Origin of the sequence: [Micrococcus luteus] ATCC 49442 (genome assembly GCF_010367585.1) — a bacterium.
Classification (GTDB): Bacteria; Actinomycetota; Actinomycetes; order Actinomycetales; family Micrococcaceae; genus Arthrobacter; species Arthrobacter luteus_A.
Genome location: NZ_JAAAXP010000001.1, coordinates 1 through 19,480, shown reverse-complemented (window position 1 = coordinate 19,480; position 19,480 = coordinate 1). Strand labels below are relative to the sequence as shown.

At 65.2% G+C, this 19,480-nt stretch carries 21 protein-coding genes and 1 tRNA gene; 11 read left to right on the top strand and 11 right to left on the bottom strand.

Translation table 11 applies throughout. The features are described 5' to 3' along the window. The first annotated feature begins 139 nt into the window (after positions 1-139). Positions 140-1,168 (top strand): pirin family protein, encoded by a 1,029-nt coding sequence (locus GUV69_RS00110; RefSeq protein ID WP_164198725.1) that lies wholly within the window; start codon positions 140-142, stop codon positions 1,166-1,168. A gap of 66 nt (positions 1,169-1,234) precedes the next feature. Here the strand turns inward: GUV69_RS00110 and GUV69_RS00105 are convergent, their stop codons facing one another. Further along, the gene (locus tag GUV69_RS00105; RefSeq protein WP_208786560.1) at positions 1,235-2,209 is read right to left on the bottom strand and encodes an N-acetylglucosamine kinase; all 975 of its coding nucleotides are present in this window, start codon (positions 2,207-2,209) and stop codon (positions 1,235-1,237) included. A gap of 4 nt (positions 2,210-2,213) precedes the next feature. Then, complete coding sequence (locus GUV69_RS00100; RefSeq protein WP_164198724.1) at positions 2,214-3,236, bottom strand: LysR substrate-binding domain-containing protein; 1,023 nt, start codon at positions 3,234-3,236, stop codon at positions 2,214-2,216. 104 nt (positions 3,237-3,340) lie between these two features. Between GUV69_RS00100 and GUV69_RS00095 the strand changes: the two genes are divergently transcribed. Further along, on the top strand, positions 3,341-4,597 hold the full coding sequence (locus GUV69_RS00095) for an MFS transporter (RefSeq protein ID WP_164198723.1): 1,257 nt from the start codon (positions 3,341-3,343) through the stop codon (positions 4,595-4,597). 167 nt (positions 4,598-4,764) lie between these two features. Beyond that, positions 4,765-5,268, top strand: coding sequence for an Lrp/AsnC family transcriptional regulator (locus tag GUV69_RS00090; RefSeq protein WP_164198722.1), 504 nt, complete (start codon positions 4,765-4,767; stop codon positions 5,266-5,268). A gap of 24 nt (positions 5,269-5,292) precedes the next feature. Here GUV69_RS00090 and GUV69_RS00085 read toward each other — a convergent pair whose 3' ends face one another. After that, positions 5,293-6,537, bottom strand: a complete 1,245-nt coding sequence (locus tag GUV69_RS00085; RefSeq protein ID WP_164198721.1) for an MFS transporter — start codon at positions 6,535-6,537, stop codon at positions 5,293-5,295. Between the two features lie 171 nt (positions 6,538-6,708). Between GUV69_RS00085 and GUV69_RS00080 the strand changes: the two genes are divergently transcribed. Genes GUV69_RS00080 through corA form a run of 3 tightly spaced genes read left to right on the top strand, consistent with a single transcriptional unit; the run spans position 6,709 to position 8,626 of the window. Then, positions 6,709-7,194 (top strand): Lrp/AsnC family transcriptional regulator, encoded by a 486-nt coding sequence (locus GUV69_RS00080; protein ID WP_164198720.1) that lies wholly within the window; start codon positions 6,709-6,711, stop codon positions 7,192-7,194. Between the two features lie 9 nt (positions 7,195-7,203). Next, on the top strand, positions 7,204-7,629 hold the full coding sequence (locus tag GUV69_RS00075; protein ID WP_164198719.1) for a DUF1761 domain-containing protein: 426 nt from the start codon (positions 7,204-7,206) through the stop codon (positions 7,627-7,629). Between the two features lies 1 nt (position 7,630). Next, positions 7,631-8,626: a magnesium/cobalt transporter CorA gene (gene corA / locus GUV69_RS00070; protein ID WP_164198718.1), complete on the top strand. Its 996-nt coding sequence runs from the start codon at positions 7,631-7,633 to the stop codon at positions 8,624-8,626. 19 nt (positions 8,627-8,645) lie between these two features. On the opposite strand, the gene GUV69_RS00065 is transcribed toward corA, so the two are convergent. The 4 genes from GUV69_RS00065 to GUV69_RS00050 all read right to left on the bottom strand — a co-directional run bounded on the left by GUV69_RS00065 (position 8,646) and on the right by GUV69_RS00050 (position 12,453). Beyond that, positions 8,646-10,241 carry an ABC-F family ATP-binding cassette domain-containing protein gene (locus tag GUV69_RS00065; RefSeq protein WP_164198717.1) on the bottom strand — a complete coding sequence of 532 codons (1,596 nt, stop codon included), beginning with the start codon at positions 10,239-10,241 and terminating at the stop codon, positions 8,646-8,648. A 201-nt stretch (positions 10,242-10,442) separates the two neighbouring features. Beyond that, positions 10,443-10,931 (bottom strand): DUF805 domain-containing protein, encoded by a 489-nt coding sequence (locus GUV69_RS00060; protein WP_191079406.1) that lies wholly within the window; start codon positions 10,929-10,931, stop codon positions 10,443-10,445. A 148-nt stretch (positions 10,932-11,079) separates the two neighbouring features. Continuing rightward, positions 11,080-11,916, bottom strand: a complete 837-nt coding sequence (locus GUV69_RS00055; RefSeq protein ID WP_164198716.1) for an alpha/beta fold hydrolase — start codon at positions 11,914-11,916, stop codon at positions 11,080-11,082. A gap of 78 nt (positions 11,917-11,994) precedes the next feature. Continuing rightward, on the bottom strand, positions 11,995-12,453 hold the full coding sequence (locus tag GUV69_RS00050) for an Lrp/AsnC family transcriptional regulator (RefSeq protein ID WP_244292575.1): 459 nt from the start codon (positions 12,451-12,453) through the stop codon (positions 11,995-11,997). A 170-nt stretch (positions 12,454-12,623) separates the two neighbouring features. Between GUV69_RS00050 and GUV69_RS00045 the strand changes: the two genes are divergently transcribed. The 3 genes from GUV69_RS00045 to GUV69_RS00035 all read left to right on the top strand — a co-directional run bounded on the left by GUV69_RS00045 (position 12,624) and on the right by GUV69_RS00035 (position 15,331). Then, on the top strand, positions 12,624-13,871 hold the full coding sequence (locus GUV69_RS00045; protein WP_164198714.1) for an NAD(P)/FAD-dependent oxidoreductase: 1,248 nt from the start codon (positions 12,624-12,626) through the stop codon (positions 13,869-13,871). A 214-nt stretch (positions 13,872-14,085) separates the two neighbouring features. Continuing rightward, on the top strand, positions 14,086-14,472 hold the full coding sequence (locus tag GUV69_RS00040; protein ID WP_164198713.1) for an Hpt domain-containing protein: 387 nt from the start codon (positions 14,086-14,088) through the stop codon (positions 14,470-14,472). Between the two features lie 148 nt (positions 14,473-14,620). Next, a complete protein-coding gene (locus GUV69_RS00035) occupies positions 14,621-15,331 on the top strand; it encodes a DUF4397 domain-containing protein (protein WP_164198712.1) in 711 nt (236 codons plus the stop codon). 112 nt (positions 15,332-15,443) lie between these two features. On the opposite strand, the gene GUV69_RS00030 is transcribed toward GUV69_RS00035, so the two are convergent. From GUV69_RS00030 to galU, 4 genes are all read right to left on the bottom strand, one after another. After that, positions 15,444-15,516 (bottom strand) — tRNA-Ala (locus tag GUV69_RS00030). 82 nt (positions 15,517-15,598) lie between these two features. Further along, a complete protein-coding gene (locus GUV69_RS00025; protein ID WP_164206057.1) occupies positions 15,599-16,498 on the bottom strand; it encodes a hypothetical protein in 900 nt (299 codons plus the stop codon). A 132-nt stretch (positions 16,499-16,630) separates the two neighbouring features. Next, complete coding sequence (locus GUV69_RS00020; protein ID WP_164198711.1) at positions 16,631-17,248, bottom strand: GNAT family N-acetyltransferase; 618 nt, start codon at positions 17,246-17,248, stop codon at positions 16,631-16,633. Between the two features lie 5 nt (positions 17,249-17,253). Then, complete coding sequence (gene galU, locus GUV69_RS00015) at positions 17,254-18,159, bottom strand: UTP--glucose-1-phosphate uridylyltransferase GalU (RefSeq protein ID WP_164198710.1); 906 nt, start codon at positions 18,157-18,159, stop codon at positions 17,254-17,256. Between the two features lie 119 nt (positions 18,160-18,278). Between galU and GUV69_RS00010 the strand changes: the two genes are divergently transcribed. Both GUV69_RS00010 and GUV69_RS00005 read left to right on the top strand, forming a co-directional pair. Beyond that, on the top strand, positions 18,279-18,899 hold the full coding sequence (locus GUV69_RS00010; RefSeq protein WP_164198709.1) for a 5-formyltetrahydrofolate cyclo-ligase: 621 nt from the start codon (positions 18,279-18,281) through the stop codon (positions 18,897-18,899). 137 nt (positions 18,900-19,036) lie between these two features. Further along, complete coding sequence (locus GUV69_RS00005) at positions 19,037-19,303, top strand: FmdB family zinc ribbon protein (RefSeq protein ID WP_164198708.1); 267 nt, start codon at positions 19,037-19,039, stop codon at positions 19,301-19,303. Positions 19,304-19,480: the final 177 nt, after the last annotated feature.

Genomic DNA, 19,480 nt, shown 5'->3' with positions numbered 1-19,480 from the left:
GCCGCCATTCCGGGCAAGCGAATCCCTACTGTAACCATTCGTGGCCGGGCCCTCCCGGGATGGGTCCCGGCGCCGACCTGCATGGGCTGGCGCGGCTCCGGCGCTGACACCTCACCCGAACCGGTCCTAGAGTGGGAGGGTGACGAACTTGGAAGTGGCACCAGCAGAGGAACTATGTCCGCCCGCCGCAGCTGACGGGACGTCAGGCCCTTGTCTTCAACTGTGGCCCGAGCGTGAAGTTCCGCTGGGCGGTGTACGGGCCATGAATGTCCAGCGCACCCTCCCGCAGCGCGGCCTGCCCACTATAGGTGCGTGGTGCTTCCTGGACAGTTTCGGCCCGGACCGCACCGCCATGTCAGTACTCCCCCACCCGCACACCGGACTGCAGACGGTCACCTGGCCGCTCGCGGGGACCATCCGGCACCGGGACAGCGTGGGCAGCGACGTGGTGGTCCGGCCCGGGGAACTGAACATCATGACCGCCGGGCGCGGCGTTTCGCACTCCGAGTTTGCGGTCCTGCCGGATCCCGACGACGGCGGGCTGCTGCCGCTGCAGAGGGGACTTCAGCTCTGGGTTGCGCTGCCTGACGGTGAACGCCACCGGGAGCCCGCGTTCGAGCAGCACCGGGATCTGCCGACGGCAACAGGGCCGGGCTTCACTGCCACCGTGATGGTGGGCGAATTCGCGGGTGCCGTATCACCGGCCACCATGTATTCCCCTATCGTGGGGGCCGAGGTTTCCTGCGAGGGCCGGGTGGACCTGCCCCTGGACGCGGACTTCGAACATGCCGTCCTGGTGCTCGACGGCGGGCTGACGCTGGACGGGCAGGACGTTCCGCCAGGTCCGCTGGGCTACCTGGGCGCGGGACGGTCGGCGCTCGTCCTGGACGCCCTGCCGGGCACACGGTTCCTCCTCATCGGCGGCGAGCCGTTCCAGGAGGAACTGCTGATGTGGTGGAACTTCGTGGGCCGCACCCATGATGAGGTGGAGCAGGCCCGCGAGGATTGGGAAGCGCAGGCGGCGCTGGCCGACGATGAGGCCCGGGGGGCCCGCTACGGGCTGGTCGAAGGACACGGACCTGATGCAGGCGCCGAAGCGGGCCGTATCCCGGCTCCCCCGATGCCGGCAGTCAGGCTCGCCCCGAGGCGGCGGTCACCCGGTCCCTGACAGGACCGCAGAACCGGACAGGCACCTTAGGAACCGGACAGGCCCTTCACGAACCGGGCGGATCCATCACTCGCCGGACGGATCCTTGACCAGTTGCAGGACGCCGAACACCGGATCCCTGTCGAGGACGCTGACGTCGGTGATGCCGGCAGCCGCGAGGTACTTCCGGAAGGCATCCTGCAGCGGGACCACATTCATGCCCAGCCCGCTGCCCAGGATGACCGGGCCCTCGATTCCCAGTTTCCGGAGTGCCTGCGCGGCGAGATCCGCGAGATCCTTGCCGGCCTGGTCGAGCAGCACCTGGCTGGCTTCGTGCCCTGCAGCGGCTGCATCCACCACCAGGCGGGCCTGCTGGGCCCAGAACCGGCGGCCGGTCTCCGGGGAGTGGAAGAGTGCGATCAGCCTGTTGGGGTGGTCAACTCCGCAGGCTGCAAGCAGAACGGCCGTGAGCTGATCGACCGGGAGCCCCTGGTTCATACGGCGCAGGCTGTGCCTGACCGCCTCACGGCCCAGCCAGTATCCGCTCCCCTCATCACCGAGCAGGTAGCCCCAGCCTCCGGCCCGGGCCTCCTCCCCTGCACCATTCCGGCCCCAGGCCGCAGAACCCGTCCCGGCAATCACGGCAACACCGGTGCTGGCGCCGCCGGCCGCGAGCAGCAGCCTCGAATCATGGACCACCGTGACTTTTGCGCCCGGCACATGAGGCTCGATCAGCGCAGCGAGGGCGGCAGCGTCGTCGTCGGTATCGATGCCCCCCGCTCCCGCATACACCTGCGACACGCTGCCGCCGCCGATCCGGGCGAACAGGTCGGCGAGGTTCAACGCCGCCTGCTCGGGGGTGACGTTCTGGACGTTGGCGCTGCCGGCTGACTGGTCCGCCACGGCCACGCCATCCTCGAACCGGACGCCGCGCGTCTTGGTGCCGCCGATGTCCAGGCCGATGATGATGCCCGCCACGGAGGGGGAAACTGGTTTGGCCCCGCCGCCGTCGTCGGGCTGGATTCCGGAAGATGAGGCCTGGGAGTGCTCGGTATCAGTCACGTCCTCAGCCTACTGAAAGGCCGTCGCCGTGTCCCACGCGCCCGGCAACCTGCGAGCGCGCTGCCACCAGGCCTGCCAGCAGCCCGGGCCCTTCCTGCAGGACCAGCTCCCGGAAATGCCTCACGGGATCAGGTTCCGCATCCGGACCTGGCTTCCGGCGGCGCCACCCGAGCCCGATTTCGCGGTACGCCAGGCCCGATTCCAAGGCAACCTCAACCCAGCCAAGATTTCCCGTCTCGGGGCTGACATGACGCCCCGGCCCGTTGCCGCCGGGTGGCAGGATGCTGACGCCAAGCCCCGCGGAAACGAGGCCGCGGGCGGTGTGGGTGTCCTGGCTTTCGAAAGCGATCCTGGGGCGGAATCCGGCTTCACGGAACAGCGCGTCGGTCAGCGACCGCATGCCGTATCCCGGCTCCAGCGCCACGAAGGGATCCCGGCGGATGTCCTGGAGCCCCGCCTTTTTCCGGCCTGCCAGGGGGTGGCCATGGTGCACCACCAGGCGGAGCGGCTCCCGGTACAGTGCCGCGGAGGCTATGGTGCCGCTGGCCGCAGACACAGGGGCCGTCAGCACAAGGTCCGACTGTCCCGACGCAAGTTCCGCGAGGCAGGCATCGCGGGACCCCTGCCGGAGGGTGAAGCCCGCTTCCGGATGGCGGCTGCGGAAGGCGCTGATGAGCAGCGGCAGGGTGGCCTCGCCGAAGGTGTGCTGAAAGGACACGGAGACCTTCCCCCGCACGACGTCCGATTCGTGCCGGACGAGGTCCAGCCCGGCCTGGAATTCCGTCAGGGCCGAGTCGATGTAAGGCAGCAGGGTCCGGGCGGCTGCAGTAAGGCGCACGCCCCGTCCGTCCCGGATGAGCAATTCAGTTCCGACGACGGCGCTTGCCCTGGACAGCGCCCTGCTCACCGTGGACTGGGGTACTCCGAGCAGTTCGGCCGTTTCTGTGACGTGCTGCGTGCGGCCCAGCTCGGCAAGGATGGGCAGCAACGGCAGGAGCCTGGCTAACCGCTGATGATCGGTAAGCATGCGTCCACCCTTCCGGCGCTCAATGCAAAACGTTCCGTATTTGCTATCAATTGTACCTAAAGTATGCATTGGAAGCATGGATTGGAACTGCCTACCCTTGAGGTATGCCACTTAATGCCGCCGCCCCGGGTTCCAACGCGGTCCACCGGAACAGCTGGGAAGGCCACCCCAAAGGCTCCGCCGCCTACGGCAAGATCCTGGCCGGGCTGGCCTTCGCGGGGGTAGCGACGTTCGCCCAGTTGTACTCCACCCAGGCGGTCCTGCCACTCATTGCCACCGATCTCCACATCACGGCGGCAGAGGCAGCGCTGACCATCTCGCTCGCCACAGTAGGCCTGGCAGTCACCGTCATTCCCTGGTCCTTCCTTGCGGACAGGATAGGCCGGGTCAAAGCCATGACCTGGGGCATATCGGCAGCAACAGTTCTGGGACTCGTGGTCCCGCTGGCCCCCAGTTTCGGCATGCTGCTCGCCCTCCGGCTGCTGGAGGGAATGGCCCTGGGCGGAATCCCGGCGATCGCCATCGCCTACCTGAACGAGGAAGTGAACCGCGCGCATGCTGCCATGGCGGCCGGCAGCTACGTTGCCGGCACCACCCTGGGCGGATTAGCCGGCAGGCTCGTGGCAGGCCCGGCAGGTGAGCTGTGGGGCTGGCGGACGGCCGCCCTGGCAGTGTCCCTGCTGGCAACGGTATCTGCCGTACTTTTCCTGATCCTGATTCCCAAGGCCAGAGGGTTCACCGCCACAAAAGCTGCCGGGCTCCGCGGCGCCTTCGCCACGCTCGGCGGCCACCTGCGCAACCCCCGGCTCTTGGCCCTCTACATCCAGGCATTCCTGATGATGGGCGGCTTTGTGGCTGTCTATAACTACCTGGGCTTCCGTCTGTCCGCCGAACCCTTTCTGCTGCCGGCAACCCTGATCAGCCTCATCTTCCTCGCCTACCTGTCGGGAACCCTTACCTCGCGGTGGGCGGGCGGCCTGACGGCACGCTTTGGCCGGCGGACCGTCCTGCTGGCGGGTCTCATCCTGATGGCGGCGGGTCTGGCCCTGACGCTCACGCAGTTGCTCGCCCTGATCCTGGCAGGCCTGGTGATCTTCACCGGTGGGTTCTTTGCCGCCCACAGCATCGGGTCAGGCTGGACCGGGAGCATTGCCACAACCGGCCGCGCCCAGGCGGCATCCCTGTACAACCTTGCGTACTACCTGGGCTCAAGTGTCATCGGCTGGGCCGGCGGCCTTGTTTTCCAGGCCTGGGGCTGGACGGCACTCGGCCTGGCCATCGTGGCCCTGGCAGGCATCACGGCGGTGACAGTCGCCGTCGTACATCCCTCCAGGAAAAGTGAGACGCCCGCCCCGCTCTGACGAACTCCGGTGCAGAGCCGCGGCTGGTCACGAAATGCTCACCCGCAGAACAATCCGCCAGGAAACCGGCCCTGCCCGTGGCGATTATTCGGCCAAACGGCTCGAGCGGAGGTGATGGGACGGAATCAGGCGTCTAGGATGAACTCAAGGACACGTGAGGAGATCCCATGAGCACCAACCCCAAAAACATCCGGCCGGGCAGCCACTTCGAACCGCTGGACGCCATTGATGAGCGGCTTCTGGCCGCCCTGGTGGACGATGCCAGGATCTCTAACAAACAGCTCGCTGAACTGGTGGGCATCGCCCCGTCCACCGCGCTGATGCGGACCCGCGCCCTGTCCGAGCGCGGCATCGTGCAGGGCTTTGAAGCCAAGCTCAGCCTCTCGGCAATCGGCAGGTCGGTCCAGGCCCTCGTGGCTGTCCGGCTCCGGGCCCACGACCGGGACCAGATCGATCGTTTTACCGCACGCGTGCCGCACCTGCCAGCGGTTCTCTCCACGTTCCACACATCAGGTTCCGTGGACTACCTGCTGCATATCGCCGTCGGAAGCACCGAGGACCTGAGGGACTGGGTGCTCGACAACCTCGCCACCGACCCCGTGGTGGGCCACACCGAAACCACCCTCGTCTTCGAGCACATCCAGGGCAACCACGGCCCGCTGCCGGAGTAGGAGCCGCACCCGGGCAGAACTCCGCTAGGCAGTCCGCTGGCGCCGCGCGGTCCTGAAGGTGAGGGCGGCGAGCGTCAGCGCCGCTGCACAGCACACCAGGACAAAGCCCAACACCGCTGCCTGCAGCCCGAACGCTGAGGTTGCCCATCCCAGCCCGATGACCGGTACCGCGCTGCCCAGGTACGTGATGACGTAGACCGTGCTGATGACCTGCGCATGGTGCGAAACCTCCACCTTGGCCGCCACGTCGTTGAAAACAGTGCGAAAGGCGACACCCTGCCCCAGGCCGGCACAGACGCTGGCCGCCACCAGCAGCGGCAGGCTGTGCCACGACGCTGCTGCCGCCAGCAGCAGGACGGAGATACCCAGGACCGCCAGACCGGCCGGAACCACGAAGCGGCCCCGCACCGCCATCAGCTGGCTCAGCGCCGAAGCCCCGAGCGTCATCCCTGCCAGGGCGCCGATCACCGGACGCGAGCCCGTATCCACGATCTGGGCAAAGTAGCCGGGTGCCAGCGACAGGCAGAAACCAAATACGGAGAAGCTCAGGAAGCCGACACCGGCTGCAAGCCAGAACGCGCCCCGGGCCTCAGTGGACACCGATGGCCGGCGTGGAGCCAGGACCAGGATGGGCCGCGGTCCGGCAGGTGGCCTGATGGCAGGCCGGGCGTTCAACAGGAACAGCGGCACAAGCATTCCGGCCAGCACCACCGAGTGAACGTAGTACGGCGCGGTGGTGGGTCCCGGCAGCAGGGAAAGCAGGCCGCCGATGACGGGGCCTGCCGCCACGCCGCCTGCCGTCGCCAGCAGCGTAAAACGGGACGCCCATTCCGGGCGGGACGGCAGCAGCTCCCGCAGCGCGGCAGCACTGGCGCCGGTGGCCAGGGCGACTGCTACACCCTGCATCGCCCGGCCGGCCGATAGCGCCAGGAGGGTCTCCGCCTGTGAGAACACCCAGCCTCCTGCCAGGCCTGCGAGGACGGCCAGGATAAGGGCGGCCCGCCTGCCGATATGGTCCGACCAGTGGCCGGCCAGCATCAGCGTGGCCACCAGTGCCAGGACATAGCTGGCAAACGCCGCCGTAACCCCGAGCGGTGAGAGTCCCAGGTTTGCCTGGAGCAGCGGATAGAGGGGTGTGGCCAGGTTTGCACCCACCAGCAGCAGGGAGATGACGGCGCCGGCCATCACCAGCCGTGCGGTGGTGGATGCGTTCCAGCCCCGGCGACCGGCGGTAACCGGGCGCATGCGGAGTTCACTGAAGACTGTCATTCGCTCTGCCTTGGCATCTGCCGGAACGGGAAACTCCTTGTGGGACGCCGCTCCGGGGGTAAATAGGGATAACCAAATTCTGGGCCAATCCTGCTGGATGGAGCTGTTCCTTATGAAAGAATTGAGCAAAACAGTCAAGAAGTTAGAGCACTGCTAGCCGAAAGCAACAATTTGAATAGTCTGGACTCCACTGATCTGAAGATCCTGCTGGGACTCATCCGCGATCCCCGCATACAGATCGGTGAGATCGCCGAGGCGCTGGGCATAGCCCGCAACACAGCGCAGTCGCGCGTCAGGCGCCTGCTCCGCGCCGGCTTACTCCACAGCGGCGGACGCGAGGTGGATCTCGCGGCGGTGGGCTACGACGTCGTCGCGTTCGTCACCATCGAGGTGACCCACCGGGAGCTGGACGGAGTGGTGGCGGCCCTCCGCCTGCTGCCGCAGGTTTTGGAGGTTCACGAGATTTCCGGCAGGGGCGACGTCTGGTGCCGGGTGGTGGCCACCGACACGCATAACCTGCAGTCCGCGCTCCGCCAGATCCTCCGCATCAAGGGTGTTATCCGGACCGAGACGGTGCTGGCGCTCCACACGCACATTCCCTACCGGACCGAGCCGCTCATCAGCCGCCTCGCTCAGGCTGTACCGGGCAAAGGCTAGGATTCGAGGATGGATTGGCTCTCACACATCTCACAGATCAACTGGCTCGCCGTACTTTTAGCCTTCGTTTCGACCATGCTCATCGGCTTTGTCTGGTACATGCCTGCAGTCCTTGGTAAACGGTGGATGGCAGCCATTGGCAAGACTGAAGAGGACCTCAAGAACATCGAGGGCGGCCCGGGAATCTGGGTTCCCATGATGGTGGCCGCCGCGCTGACCGCAGTCCTGCTTGCTGTCCTGATCAGCAAGCTCGGACTGGACACTGCCGTGGCAGGCGGCTTTTTCGCCCTGGTGCTGGCACTGGTGTTCCGCGCCGGCGGCCATGTCATCCACAACGGGTTCGCCGGAAGGCCAGCGGCCGTTACGTTTATTGATTCCGGGCACGACGTGCTCGCCATGACGGTGGCCGGTGCCATTATCGGAGCCATGTCCTGACGTGACCATCATCGATAACGCCGTATACGTGGATGGCGTCCGCAGTGCTGAACCGGAGAATCTCGAACAGACCTTCGAGGTGCTCGCCCACCATGGCGGGATGGCATGGATCGGGCTATACAGGCCCACGGCGACGGAGATGGCAGCGGTCGCCGCCGAATTCGGACTGCATGACCTCGCGGTGGAGGACGCCATTTCAGCGCACCAGCGCCCCAAGCTGGAGCGCTATCCGGACCACCTGTTCACCGTTCTCCGTCCGGCCCGGTACCTGGATGCGACCGAAACCGTGGAGTTCGGGGAGCTGCACATCTTCACCGGCAAGAACTATGTCGTCACCATCCGCCATGCCGAAACGGCAGGGGTGGCCCGGGTGCGGCGCCGTCTGGAAGACCGCCCGGACCTGCTCCGGCACGGTCCCGAAGCCGTCCTGTATGCCCTGCTGGACATGGTGGTGGATGACTACGCGCCGGTTGTTGCCGGGCTGGAAAACGATATCGACGAGATTGAAGACCAACTGTTCAGCGGCGACAGCACAGTCTCACGCCGGATCTATGAACTTGCGCGTGAAGTCATCCAGTTCCAGCGCGCCATCCATCCCCTGCCGGAGATGATGCACCAACTTAAGCGCGGCTTCGAAAAGTATGGGGTGAATTCCGAGCTGCAACACAGCCTGCGGGACGTGGAGGACCACGTGGCCCGGGTCATTTCCCGTGCCGACTCCTTCCGCGACCTGCTTCAGAACGCCCTCACACTGGACGGGACGCTGACTGCCAACCGCCAGAACGAGGCCGGCGCTGAACAAAACGAACAGGTCAAGAAGATCTCGTCCTGGGCGGCGATCTTCTTCGCGCCGTCCATTGTGGCGGGGATATATGGTATGAATTTCGAACACATGCCCGAACTCCACTGGACTGCCGGCTACCCCTTCGCCATCGGCCTGATGGCAGGTACCGCCGCCCTGATGTACATCATCTTCAAGAAGAAGGGCTGGCTCTGACCCGGCTGGACTCCAGGAGTCAGCTGGCCTGCAGGGCGACGGCGCCGTGCCCCGACTCGGCAGCACTGAAGACAAGCCGGCGGTTGGCAATCTTGTCCGTGAAGAAGCGGTCGTGACTGACCACCACCACCGCGCCCGGGAAATGCAGCAGTGCGCGCTCCATAACCTGGGTGCTGGAGAGGTCGAGGTGGTTGGTGGGCTCATCAAGCAGGAGCACGGAGGCGCCTGAAAGCAAGCACTGGGCCATGGCCACCCGGGCACGCTGGCCACCCGAAAGGTTGCCGATCCGCTGCTTGAGGTCTGCTTCGGAGAACTGGAACATCGCCAGGAACCTGTTGACGGACTTTTTCGTCGCCGTCAGGGCCAGGCTGTCCGGCATCGCGTTGACCGCATGGGTGACTGTATCGGCGTCGTCCAGTTCGGCCAGGACCTGGTTGTAGGAGACCATTCCCGCCCCTTTGGCCCATGCCACGGTGCCCGAGTCTGCCGGTTCCTCGCCCGTCAGCGCGCGGAGCAGTGTGGTCTTGCCGCTGCCGTTGGCCCCGATGACGGCGATCCGGTGGCCCCGCCCGATTTCGAAACTGAGGCCGCTGAACAGTGTCCTGCCGCCGTAGGCCTTACTCAGTGATTCCACGCGGCACAGGACGTCTTTGACGTAGAGGCCTCCATAGATCTCCGTGATGATCTGGTCAACGGGCCGGGGCGTCCTGCTCTTCTTGATCCTGGCAAGCTGGTTTGCCAGTCCCTTGCCGGCTGCCTTGGCTGCCTCGCGGCGGTCGGAAATGCCCTCTGCCTCGAAGGCAAGCAGTTCGGACTCATGCACAAACTGGCTCTCAAGGCTCTTGAGCCGGAACTGCTTGGCCACCACGTACTCGGCAAAATTCCCCGGGTACTCATGCAGGTGGAAGTTCTCCACCTCGATGATCCGGGTGACAACGGAGTCCAGGAACTTCCGGTCATGCGAGACGATGATCGCGGCACCCTTAAACGTCCGGAACCACCCTTCCAGCCATTCGACGCCGGCCACGTCCAGGTAGTTCGTGGGTTCATCCAGCAGCAGCACGTCCGGGGCTTCGAGCAGGATCTTTGCCAGGGCGGCCCGGTTGCGCCAGCCGCCGGACAGTTCGTCGATGGCGCAGGTGCGGTGGTGGTCGCTGAATCCCAGGGTAGTCAGGACTTTGTCGATGCTGCGGGCGTAGTCCCAGCCATCGAGCCGGTCCATGGCCTCAAAGAGCTCTGACTGGCGGTGGATCAGCTCATCCAGGCGGGCGGCGTCGGAGGAGTCAGCGGCGATGGTTGCGTCAATATGGGCCAGCTCGGCTTCGATCTGCTTGACGTGGGCGAATAGTCCGTCCAGGACCTCCAGGATGGTGGATTCGCCGTTGAGCTCCGAGAACTGGGAAAAGTAGGCTGTCCTGGTTCCGAGCTCGACGGCGACCGTTCCGGCATCGGGGGCAACCTGGCCCTGGATCAGCTTGAGGATGGTGGACTTGCCGGATCCGTTCTTCCCGATCAGCCCCACCCTGTCTCCGGCCTCAAGTTTGAAGAAGGCTTCGCGGAGTACCTGGGTGTTGTCGAAGCTGACGTTGACGTCATTCAGCCGGATCAAACTCATCGGTGCTGTCCAATCCAGTCTTGTTAGTGGCGGCAGGCCAGCGATTCGGCCGCATCCACTCTCTCATGAAACCGGTGCCCGCCCTGGCCCGACCGCACGTTCCTGCCATCGGCCCTCAGCGCGCAGCACAAAGGGCCCGTCATATGACGGGCCCTTTGGCGTTGCTTAATGGTGCCAGCAATGGCTGGACCGGCAGTGCCCTTAGTAGCCGGCGGGCCGGTCGAACCGCTGTCCGGCCGGGTTGGACGGCAGAATCATGAAAACCAGGACGGCAATCGCACCCAGGAAGGGGATCAGCAGAAGCAGGAGCAGCCAGCCACTGAAGTTTCCGTCGTGCAGCCTGCGCACTGACAGCGCCAGTGAGGGAACCAGCGTGGCCAGGCCCCAGATTCCCAGCAGTACGTATCCGAAGATGGCAGCCGGGCCGAAGTCCGGGGTGCTGCTGAGGCTCGAAGTGGTTGTGCCCAATCCGATGATGATGTTCAGGACGATGCTGACGGCGACTGCGGCCAGGGTCCACCACCAGTATTCGCTTCTGCTCGCCCGGCCTGAGAACGTAGCGTACTTCGTGAAGAAGCGCTTGGCGGCTACCGGGAACGATGCACCGTAGTGCGGTGCCCAGAGAGGCGGCTCGCCGGCTGGCATGGTCTGCGGCGGCGTCTGCTGTTGCGGGTATTGCGGATAGCTCAAGGTTCCCCCAGTTAATTTGATGTATGAGACGGGCCCATCCTATGCTGCGGCAGCGTCAAAACTCCATCCGATGGATAAACTGTGGCTGAATTCTTTCCTAAGACCGCAAGGCTTGGTTCCGGGCGGCGGAACTTCGGACCGGCACGCGTCACCGATCGGCCCAGCCGGTGGGCGGGGGCGCATCCAGGAACGTGATGACGACGTCGCGTACGAGGCCGGTCCGCGCAAGCCCGAAGAAGTGCGTTGTGCCCGGGAAAACTGCCAGCTGCGATGCGGGCACACCCTCGAAGTCGCCGTTCACGTCTCCACCGCGCAGTTGGAGAAACTTTACTGCGTGGTCGAGCCTGACCATGTCACAGTCACCCACGGTAATGAGCGTCGGTGCGGCGATCCCGCGGATCTCGTCGTCGCTCCATCCGCTTTCACCCGCCCCGTAGCGGGCGAGTTTGTCGAGCAGGCCCTGCAGGTGCCCGCGATCGGGGTGCGGCGACACGGCGAGATAGCGTCCTTCCATCGGTGTGCCCGCGATCATATCCACCGTCATCTCCGCCACCGCTTCAGCATTTCCGCCGCGCTCCCCCTCCGGCCGGAACGACACGGACGACACGATGAGCTTCCGCACGAGTTCGGGGTGGTTGATCGCCAGGTCCAGAGCGACCGCACCGCCGATGCTGAAGCCGAACACGTCCACGTTGTCGACACCAAGGTGCCCAAGAAGCCCAATGACATCGGACGCCAGGTGGTGAGTTCCCAGCGGCCGATCGATGTCGTTGGTGCGTCCGTGCCCTTGGAAGTCCGTGGCGATGACCCGCCGACCCTCCGAAAGGCTCGGGATGAGAGAGCCGAACTGCTGCCCGATGTCGAAGAGCCCGCCGTGCAGGAGCAACAGCGGGGTACCGCCCTCGCCGTGCAGCTCGTAGTACATCTGGAGCCCGTTGACCCGGGCGTAGCCGGTTTCGGGTGCCGCTGCTGTCAGGTCGGTCATGTCCGGGCCTCCTTTGGCCTGCGCGTGGGCTTCAATCCTGACACTGCACGTGGTGCAGCGGCCAGCTACTCCATGCTCTCAAGCAGTGAGGGAACTGTCGGCGCGTCGCAAGTATTCAAAGATCACGGTGGTATTCGTGCCGGCCACTTCCGGCCTGAGGCTGAGGTTGTCGGCCACCAGTGTACGGAGCGCGGCTGAATCCGCGACGGCGACATGGATGAGGAAGTCCCGGTCCCCGGTGACGAAGAAGATGCTCTCCACCGCGGGGAGTCCGGCCAGGTAGTTTTCGAACCTGGTCAGGTTGGCCCGCGCGTGGGCCTGCAGCCGGATGGCGATCAGGGCCTGAAGTCCGCGCCCTACCGCCGCCGGATCCACGTCCGCATGGAACCCACGGATGACGCCCCGCTCCTGAAGGGAGCGGATGCGGCCGTGGCATGTGGAGGGGGCGATGCCGGCTGCCGCGGCAACGGCGTTGTTCGGCGTCCGCGCGTCGGCCTGCAGCATCTGGACGATGAGGTGGTCCGTTTCGTCCAGCACGGAAGGCCGAGCGTTATTCGGACCACGAGTCAAAACTCCGCCAGTATTTGAATCAATTGGCATAAGCAACCATTCCTTAGAATCATCGCCGAATCAATTGAGCTTCGTTTTAATATTCTTCACACTGGTGCCAATGCCAGGTGGCATAAGTCATGGTGAGGGAGAGTCGAATGTATTCACGCGCACAGTCGCCGCGCACCGCCGTCGTTGCCGGTGCTGGAATGGTTGGCCTGGCTACGGCCTGGCATCTGCAGGAACGCGGCATCGAGGTGACAGTCCTGGATCGCTCCGGCGTCGGCGCCGGCGCTTCGTGGGGCAACGCCGGCTGGCTCACGCCGGGCATGGCCATGCCGCTCGCGGATCCGACACTGTGGTCCTATGCCCCGAAGGCGCTGCTCGATGCCACTGCCCCGCTGCACATCCCGGCCCGGCTGGATCCGAAGTTGTGGGCATTCCTGGCCCGCTTCGGCCTCCATGCCACTGCTAAGGCCTGGAGGAAGGCCATGGCAGCCCTGACGCCGATCGACCGGATGGCCTTGGACGCGTTCGATGAACTGACTTCCAGCGGCGTGGACGCATGGACCCGCAAGGGACCCTTCATCATCGGATTCGAGGGAGAAAAAGAAAGCGGGCCGTTCATCCACGAGATCCAGCAGGTGGAGAAAGCCGGCCAGAGGGTACCCCTTACACGGCTGGACAACCCGCAAGTCAAGGTGCCCCAGCTCTCGGCCGGCGTCTCAACGGTCTACGAGATGGACGAACAGCGCTTCATCGAACCCGGGCCATTCGTTCAGGCGCTGGCAGATGCCGTGCGGGCCCGGGGTGGAAGGATCCTGAGCGGAATGGACGTACGATCACTGCGTCACGGCCCGAACGGGATTTCCGTGGAGAGTTACGGGCAGGAACCGGTTAACGCCGACGTCGTGGTGCTGGCCACCGGTGCCTGGCTTCCGGCGCTGGCCAAACCGCTCGGAGTGAAGACCATGATCCAGGCCGGACGTGGCTATTCCTTCAGCGTCGCGACCGACCATCCCGCCGAGTTCCCCATCTATTTCCCCGCCCGCCGCGTAGCGTGCACGCCATATCAGGGGCGGCTTCGGATTGCCGGCACCATGGAGTTCCGCGGCCCGGACGAGCCACTGCAGACGGGACGCATCGATGCCATCCTGGCTTCGGTCCGGCCGCTGTTCACCAACATGGACCTGGAGAACCTGGAGGACATTTGGGTGGGCGCGCGCCCCGTCACTCCCGACGGGCTGCCGGTTGTCGGCGCCACCCGCTCCCCCGGTGTTTACGTTGCCGGCGGTCACGGAATGTGGGGCATCGTGCTTGGTCCGGCCACCGGCAAGCTGCTGGCCGAGCAGATCGCCACCGGCCACATTCCTGAGCAGATCCGCCCCTTCGACCCGCTCCGGTAACTGTCAGCCCGGAATGTCCGTTGCCCCGCCTCCGGCACTGTGCCGGGACGCCGGACCAAGCCCGGCAGCCACACCTCCGGCTGTGCAATGAGCCGGAGGCGTGGCTGCGGGAAATTCGAGTACCGGCTACTCGTGCGCTCACCCGCCCTGCCTCGTATCGTCAATAAAAAGTCCTGGGGGACGTTGACGGTGAAAACGATTCTCGGGATGGATTATGGGCGGCAATGCCTTGCCACTGCTGGACCCCGCGGTTTTGGACAGGCTGCGGGAGGGGCTCGATGACGATGGCGGAGTGTGGAAGGTGTTCATCCACAATTTCATCGCTCTCCTGCCAACCCGGCTCCAGAAACTCCGGCTTGCCCTGACTACCGGGGACCTGAGCGGCGCCCTGGATGCTGTGCTCAGCCTCAAAACCTCCAGCCAGATGGTCGGGGCCGAACGCCTGGCGGACCTTGCGGCGGGGCTGGAGCGTTCCATCCGGCTCGACACCCGCCACGCTGAACCGGAGAGGCTGCTGCCCCGGCTTGCGGCGGACCATCTCCCCCGGATCACGCGATGCAGCCGCCAGACCACAGACCTGCTGCTGAAGTACCTGTCATAAACCGCGGCAAGATCTTCTGGTTGGCGGGCCAACAATGTTCCGCCAAAAAAGACTTCACGACGTGCATCCACAAGGGGCGCTCCGCCGGTAGTACAGGTGTCAGCACAAGCACAGCCCGTCCCCCGGGCGTCCCTATGAGGAGTTTGAAATGCGCAAAACAACCTACGCCGCCGGAGCACTGTCGCTCGCGGCCGCACTGGCCTTCGCTGCTCCAGCCCAGGCCGGCGGCTGGCACCACCACGGCGATGACCCCGCCAAGCTCTCGGTCCTCCACGGTGTGCCCGGCCTGATCGTGGATGTCTGGGTGGACGGCAACCTCACACTCGACAACTTCAAGCCCGGGGACCTGGCCGGTCCGCTGGAACTCGAAGCCGGTGAGTACGAGATCGCCATCACCGCCTCGGACGCCACCAGCGCCGACAACCCGGCGATCGGACCGGTCACCGTTGAACTCGATGAGGGCAAGAACTACACCGCGGCAGCCCACCTCGACGCTGACGGCGCCCCCACAGCCACGCTCTTCACTAACGACACTAGGGCTCCCCGCAACGACAACAAAGGCAAGCTGACGGTCAGGCACATAGCCGCAGCCCCGGCAGTCGACGTCCTCGCCGGTGATACGGCAGTAATTGAGGGGCTCAGCAATCCTGACGAGGCCACCCTGAAGCTGAAGGCCGGAACAGTTTCAGCTTCCGTCGCCGCAGCGGGGACCACCGCCCCGGTCATCGGGCCGGCCGACTTCACGGTTGAGGGCGGCAAAAACACGATCGTGTACGCCTGGGGAAGTCTGGCAGATGGCACCCTGGCCACCGCTGTCCAAGTTGTTGACTCCGAGAAGCAAAAGCGTGGCCGCCACTGACAACGGCGTACGCAGCAACTCAATGCGCCGGCACTCGCCGGCATTTACAGCGGGGACACCTCCGGGTGGCCCCGCTGTTTGTGCGCCACCCCGGGGTGACGCAAGGACTTTGTGGAGCTAAGGAGATTCGAACTCCTGACCTCTTCGATGCGAACGAAGCGCTCTACCAACTGAGCTATAGCCCCGGAACAGCCTGAGTCCCGGAAGGAACGGCAGGGCCGGTTGAACTTAGGCTACAAATATTCCCTGCCCATTACCAATTGAGAATCAGGCGCGACGGCGCTGCAGGACGTCGTCGAGGGTGCTGAGGGCGCTCTGCGCCTTCGTCAGGGGCTTGTCGGCAGGTGCGGCAGCCGGTGCGGTTGCCGGTGCGCCCTGCTTCAGGGACGGCTTGCCCGTGGCCTTCGGCGCTTCAGGCAGGTCAAGCGGCCGGGGCGCCGGACGCTCGGCCTTCGCGGCCTCGACGTAGACGGGCTTCGGCACGTCAACAGGTTCCCACGTAGTTTCAGCAGGCTTTTCGGCGGCTGCAGCGCTGGTGTCCCCCGCCGCAACAGCGACAGCCAAAGCCGCTTCCCGGAGTTCCATGGCGGTCAGGGGTTTTGGCTTGGGCTGGTGCGCTTCAGCGTCGAAGAGCCGGCTTTCCGGCCGGGCGGCCGGCTGTGGCGTGGCCACGGCCGGCGTGACAGGAGACTGGCGGCGCACGGGAGCGCTCATCGCGGCGCGGAAGGCGGCGTTCATTTTGGCCTTGCGGTCACGCACAGCCAGGAAACGCAGCAACGCCACGGCAAAAACAGTAATGGCCAGCCCGGTGACGGGCAGCCATGCCGCCCCAAGTCCGAAGAGCAGCAGAACGCCCGACACAAAGGCAGTCAGCAGTGCGACAACTCCAACGAGGGCGATGCCAGTTCGGCCATATCGGATCCGGAACCCGCCTGTCGTCGCACGGCCGGCTGTTTCGGCTGCGGTTCCTGGGCTCTTCCTGATATCCATGGCTTTCTCCTGCTGGGCGGTGATGTTCATGACCGTCCCGGCTCTCGGGTCCGATGATTCAACAGCTGGGACGTCCGCGAAATACTCGCCGGCGGCCTGGGCCTGGTGCCGGCGGTTTCGCAGGACGTACGGCGCTACCCATACGATCCAGAGCACGACGGCAACCACAAGGATCACTGAGCTGCTGAGGGGGATGTCCACAATCAAAACCGTATGAGCATTCGACCGGCCGCTGCGGCATTAGCCTCGGTGTGTCGCGGGCAACGTGGCAAATCAATGGATTTATGACTCGGGAAGGGCCCTTGCAGGTCAGGACCGGGCTGCAAGCCACCGGTTCAGCAACCCCTCCGGCACTTCTTCCGCCGTCAGGGCAAAAGACCTGTGATCAGCCCATTCCCCATTGATATGAAGGAAGCGCGGCCGGTAGCCTTCGTCGCGGAAACCCAGCTTTTCAACCACCCGCAGGCTGGGACCATTCTCAGGCCGGATGTTGATCTCCATCCGGTGCAGGCCCAGCGCCTGGAAGCAGTGATCCGTGGCCAGGGCCACGGCTGTGGGCGCAATGCCATGACCTGCCCGGGCCTGGTCAACCCAATACCCCAGCGTTGCCATCATGGCGGAGCCCCACACAATCGATGAGACAGTCAGCTGGCCCACGATGACCGGTGACGCCGAGCGCGGCGTGCGTTCGGTGATAAGAAACGGCAAGGCGGTGCCCTGGGCGGCCTGAATTTTTAGGGACCGAACCATTTGCCGGTAATCCGGAAGCACCCCGCCGGGAGCCGGGTTGGAAGCTTCCCATGGTGCCAGCCAGTCCCGGTTGCGTGACCGGACCTCTGTCCATTCCCTCTTGTCCCGGTACCTGATGGGACGCAGGACCAGGTCACCGCATTCCAGGGTTGTGGGCCAGACGGGTCCGGAACGCACGGCAGCTATTTAGTGAGGCCGGCAGTGAAGCTCGGGAGCCAGTCGCGCAGGCCCGGGCCGAGGTCGTCGCTGTCAATGGCAAGCTGGACGCAGGCTTTAAGGTAGCTGAGTTTGTCGCCCGTATCGTAACGGCGGCCGCGGAAGACCACTCCATAAACGCCGTAGCCTTCACCGCTTCCGGCTGCCAGTTCCTGCAGCGCGTCGGTCAGCTGGATTTCACCGCCGCGGCCTGGACCGGTCCGCTCAAGCACCTCGAAAACTTCAGGGTGGAGAACGTAGCGGCCAATGACTGCGAGGTTGGAGGGTGCCTCATCCGCGTCAGGCTTTTCGACGAGCTTGTTGATCCTGACGAACCCTTCGCCGTCGATGGCCTGAACGTCCGCGCAGCCGTATGCACTGATCTGGGAGGGCTCAACCTCAATGAGGGCCACCACGGATCCGCCAGTCTTGGCCTGGACTTCAATCATGGTGCTGAGGAGTTCGTCCCGGGCATCGATCAGGTCGTCGCCGAGCAGGACAGCAAAGGGCTCGCGGCCCACGTGCTGCTTTGCACGAAGGACAGCGTGGCCCAGGCCGTTGGGATCGCCCTGCCGCACATAGTGGATGTCGCCGAGGTTGCTTGCTGCCTGAATCGACTCAAGCTTGGCCAGGTCACCCTTGGCTTCGAGGGTGTCCTCCAGTGAGGGAACCCTGTCGAAGTGGTCCTCCAGGGCGCGCTTGTTGCGGCCTGTGATCATCAGGATGTCGTTGAGACCAACATTGACGGCCTCTTCAACCACGTACTGGATGGCTGGCTTGTCCACCACCGGGAGCATTTCCTTTGGCATCGCCTTTGTGGCTGGCAGGAACCTGGTTCCGAGCCCTGCGGCGGGAATTACGGCCTTGCGTACAGTCTGCTGAGAGGTAGTCACTGGACTAATCTAACGGAGGGGCTGGTCATTCAATAATTGTTGGCCACCCAAACCTGGCACACTGCATCAGCGCACCCCCGGTTGGCACGGCGGCGCCGGCATAGGAAAGAGGGAACGGCATGTCCGACGGCGACAGGGCGGCAAAGGCCGGCATCCGTGCGCTCCATCGCGAGCGCCGCACCGCGACCAACCCTGACCAGCGCGATGAGGCAGGTGCCGCCCTTGCGGCCCACGGCGCCGCCTGGGCCAATCAGCTGACGGGTGGAACGCCGTCGACCTTTTGCGCCTACTTTGGGGTGGAACCCGAGCCTCCCACCCTGCCCCTGATCCGCGAACTCCACCGCCACGGCCACACCGTCCTGCTCCCTGTCTGCGAGCCGGGCCGGCGGCTCAGCTGGGCACATTGGGCCCCGGAAGCCGAGTTGGTCCGAAGCCGCTACGCCCCCGTCATGGAACCCGCCGGCACCCGCCACGACCACGACATCCTGGCCTCCGTGGCGGGGCTCTTCATCCCTGCCACCGCGCTGGACCGCAGCGGGAACCGGATCGGCCAGGGTGGCGGCTATTACGATGTCCTGCTGGGCTCCCTGGACAGCAGGGGGCTGGACATCCCGCTGGCCGCTATCGTCTTTGAATCCGAAGTGCTGCCCGCCGGAACAATTCCCGCCGAAGAGTTTGACCGGAAGATCCCTTTGGCATTGACCCCCTCAGGCCTGGTGGCACTTACCGTCCCTTCCTGAGGGGCGCCCCGCGGCACTCTGGAGGGCCACGCGCCGGGGGTGATAGAATTGGCACTCAGGCCCTGCGACTGCTAATGGACGACCCGTCCGTTCACGGCAACACAGGACCTCTCGTTTGCCCAAGAGGAGGAGCATCAGTGCCCACTTACGCCTACGCCTGCAAGGATTGCGGCCACGCCTTCGACGTTTTCCAGTCGTTCACGGACAGCACCCTGACGTCCTGCCCGGAGTGCCAGGGAGCCTTGCGCAAAAAGTTCAACAGCGTTGGTGTGGTGTTCAAGGGCTCCGGTTTCTACCGGACGGACTCCCGGGACGCCAAGGGAAGCACCGTTTCCGCTGCCCCGGCCGCGGCACCCGCCCCGGCAGCTGCACCGGCACCCGCCGCTGCTGCCGCCGCCAGCTGACCTTTCACCCACTCTGGCGCGGGCTGATCAGCCCGCGCTAAGGCTGGTGCCTCCGCGCTCCGGAAGGACGCGTCCGACGCCGCCGGGAGAGTTGTCCACATAGGCACCATTGCTGCTGTCTGGCGCTGCCCCGCGAACGTAGCGTGGGTGCCATGCCCGCCACCCTTTTCCGCCCCA

Bases quoted from the DNA above. Each gene is read 5' to 3' on its own strand.
- GUV69_RS00100 (WP_164198724.1), bottom strand. From the start codon at position 3,236: ATGCTTACCGATCATCAGCGGTTAGCCAGGCTCCTGCCGTTGCTGCCC.
- GUV69_RS00095 (WP_164198723.1), top strand. From the start codon at position 3,341: ATGCCACTTAATGCCGCCGCCCCGGGTTCCAACGCGGTCCACCGGAAC.
- GUV69_RS00090 (WP_164198722.1), top strand. From the start codon at position 4,765: ATGAGCACCAACCCCAAAAACATCCGGCCGGGCAGCCACTTCGAACCG.
- GUV69_RS00085 (WP_164198721.1), bottom strand. From the start codon at position 6,537: ATGACAGTCTTCAGTGAACTCCGCATGCGCCCGGTTACCGCCGGTCGC.
- GUV69_RS00075 (WP_164198719.1), top strand. From the start codon at position 7,204: ATGGATTGGCTCTCACACATCTCACAGATCAACTGGCTCGCCGTACTT.
- GUV69_RS00065 (WP_164198717.1), bottom strand. From the start codon at position 10,241: ATGAGTTTGATCCGGCTGAATGACGTCAACGTCAGCTTCGACAACACC.
- GUV69_RS00055 (WP_164198716.1), bottom strand. From the start codon at position 11,916: ATGACCGACCTGACAGCAGCGGCACCCGAAACCGGCTACGCCCGGGTC.
- GUV69_RS00045 (WP_164198714.1), top strand. From the start codon at position 12,624: ATGTATTCACGCGCACAGTCGCCGCGCACCGCCGTCGTTGCCGGTGCT.
- GUV69_RS00040 (WP_164198713.1), top strand. From the start codon at position 14,086: ATGGGCGGCAATGCCTTGCCACTGCTGGACCCCGCGGTTTTGGACAGG.
- GUV69_RS00035 (WP_164198712.1), top strand. From the start codon at position 14,621: ATGCGCAAAACAACCTACGCCGCCGGAGCACTGTCGCTCGCGGCCGCA.
- GUV69_RS00010 (WP_164198709.1), top strand. From the start codon at position 18,279: ATGTCCGACGGCGACAGGGCGGCAAAGGCCGGCATCCGTGCGCTCCAT.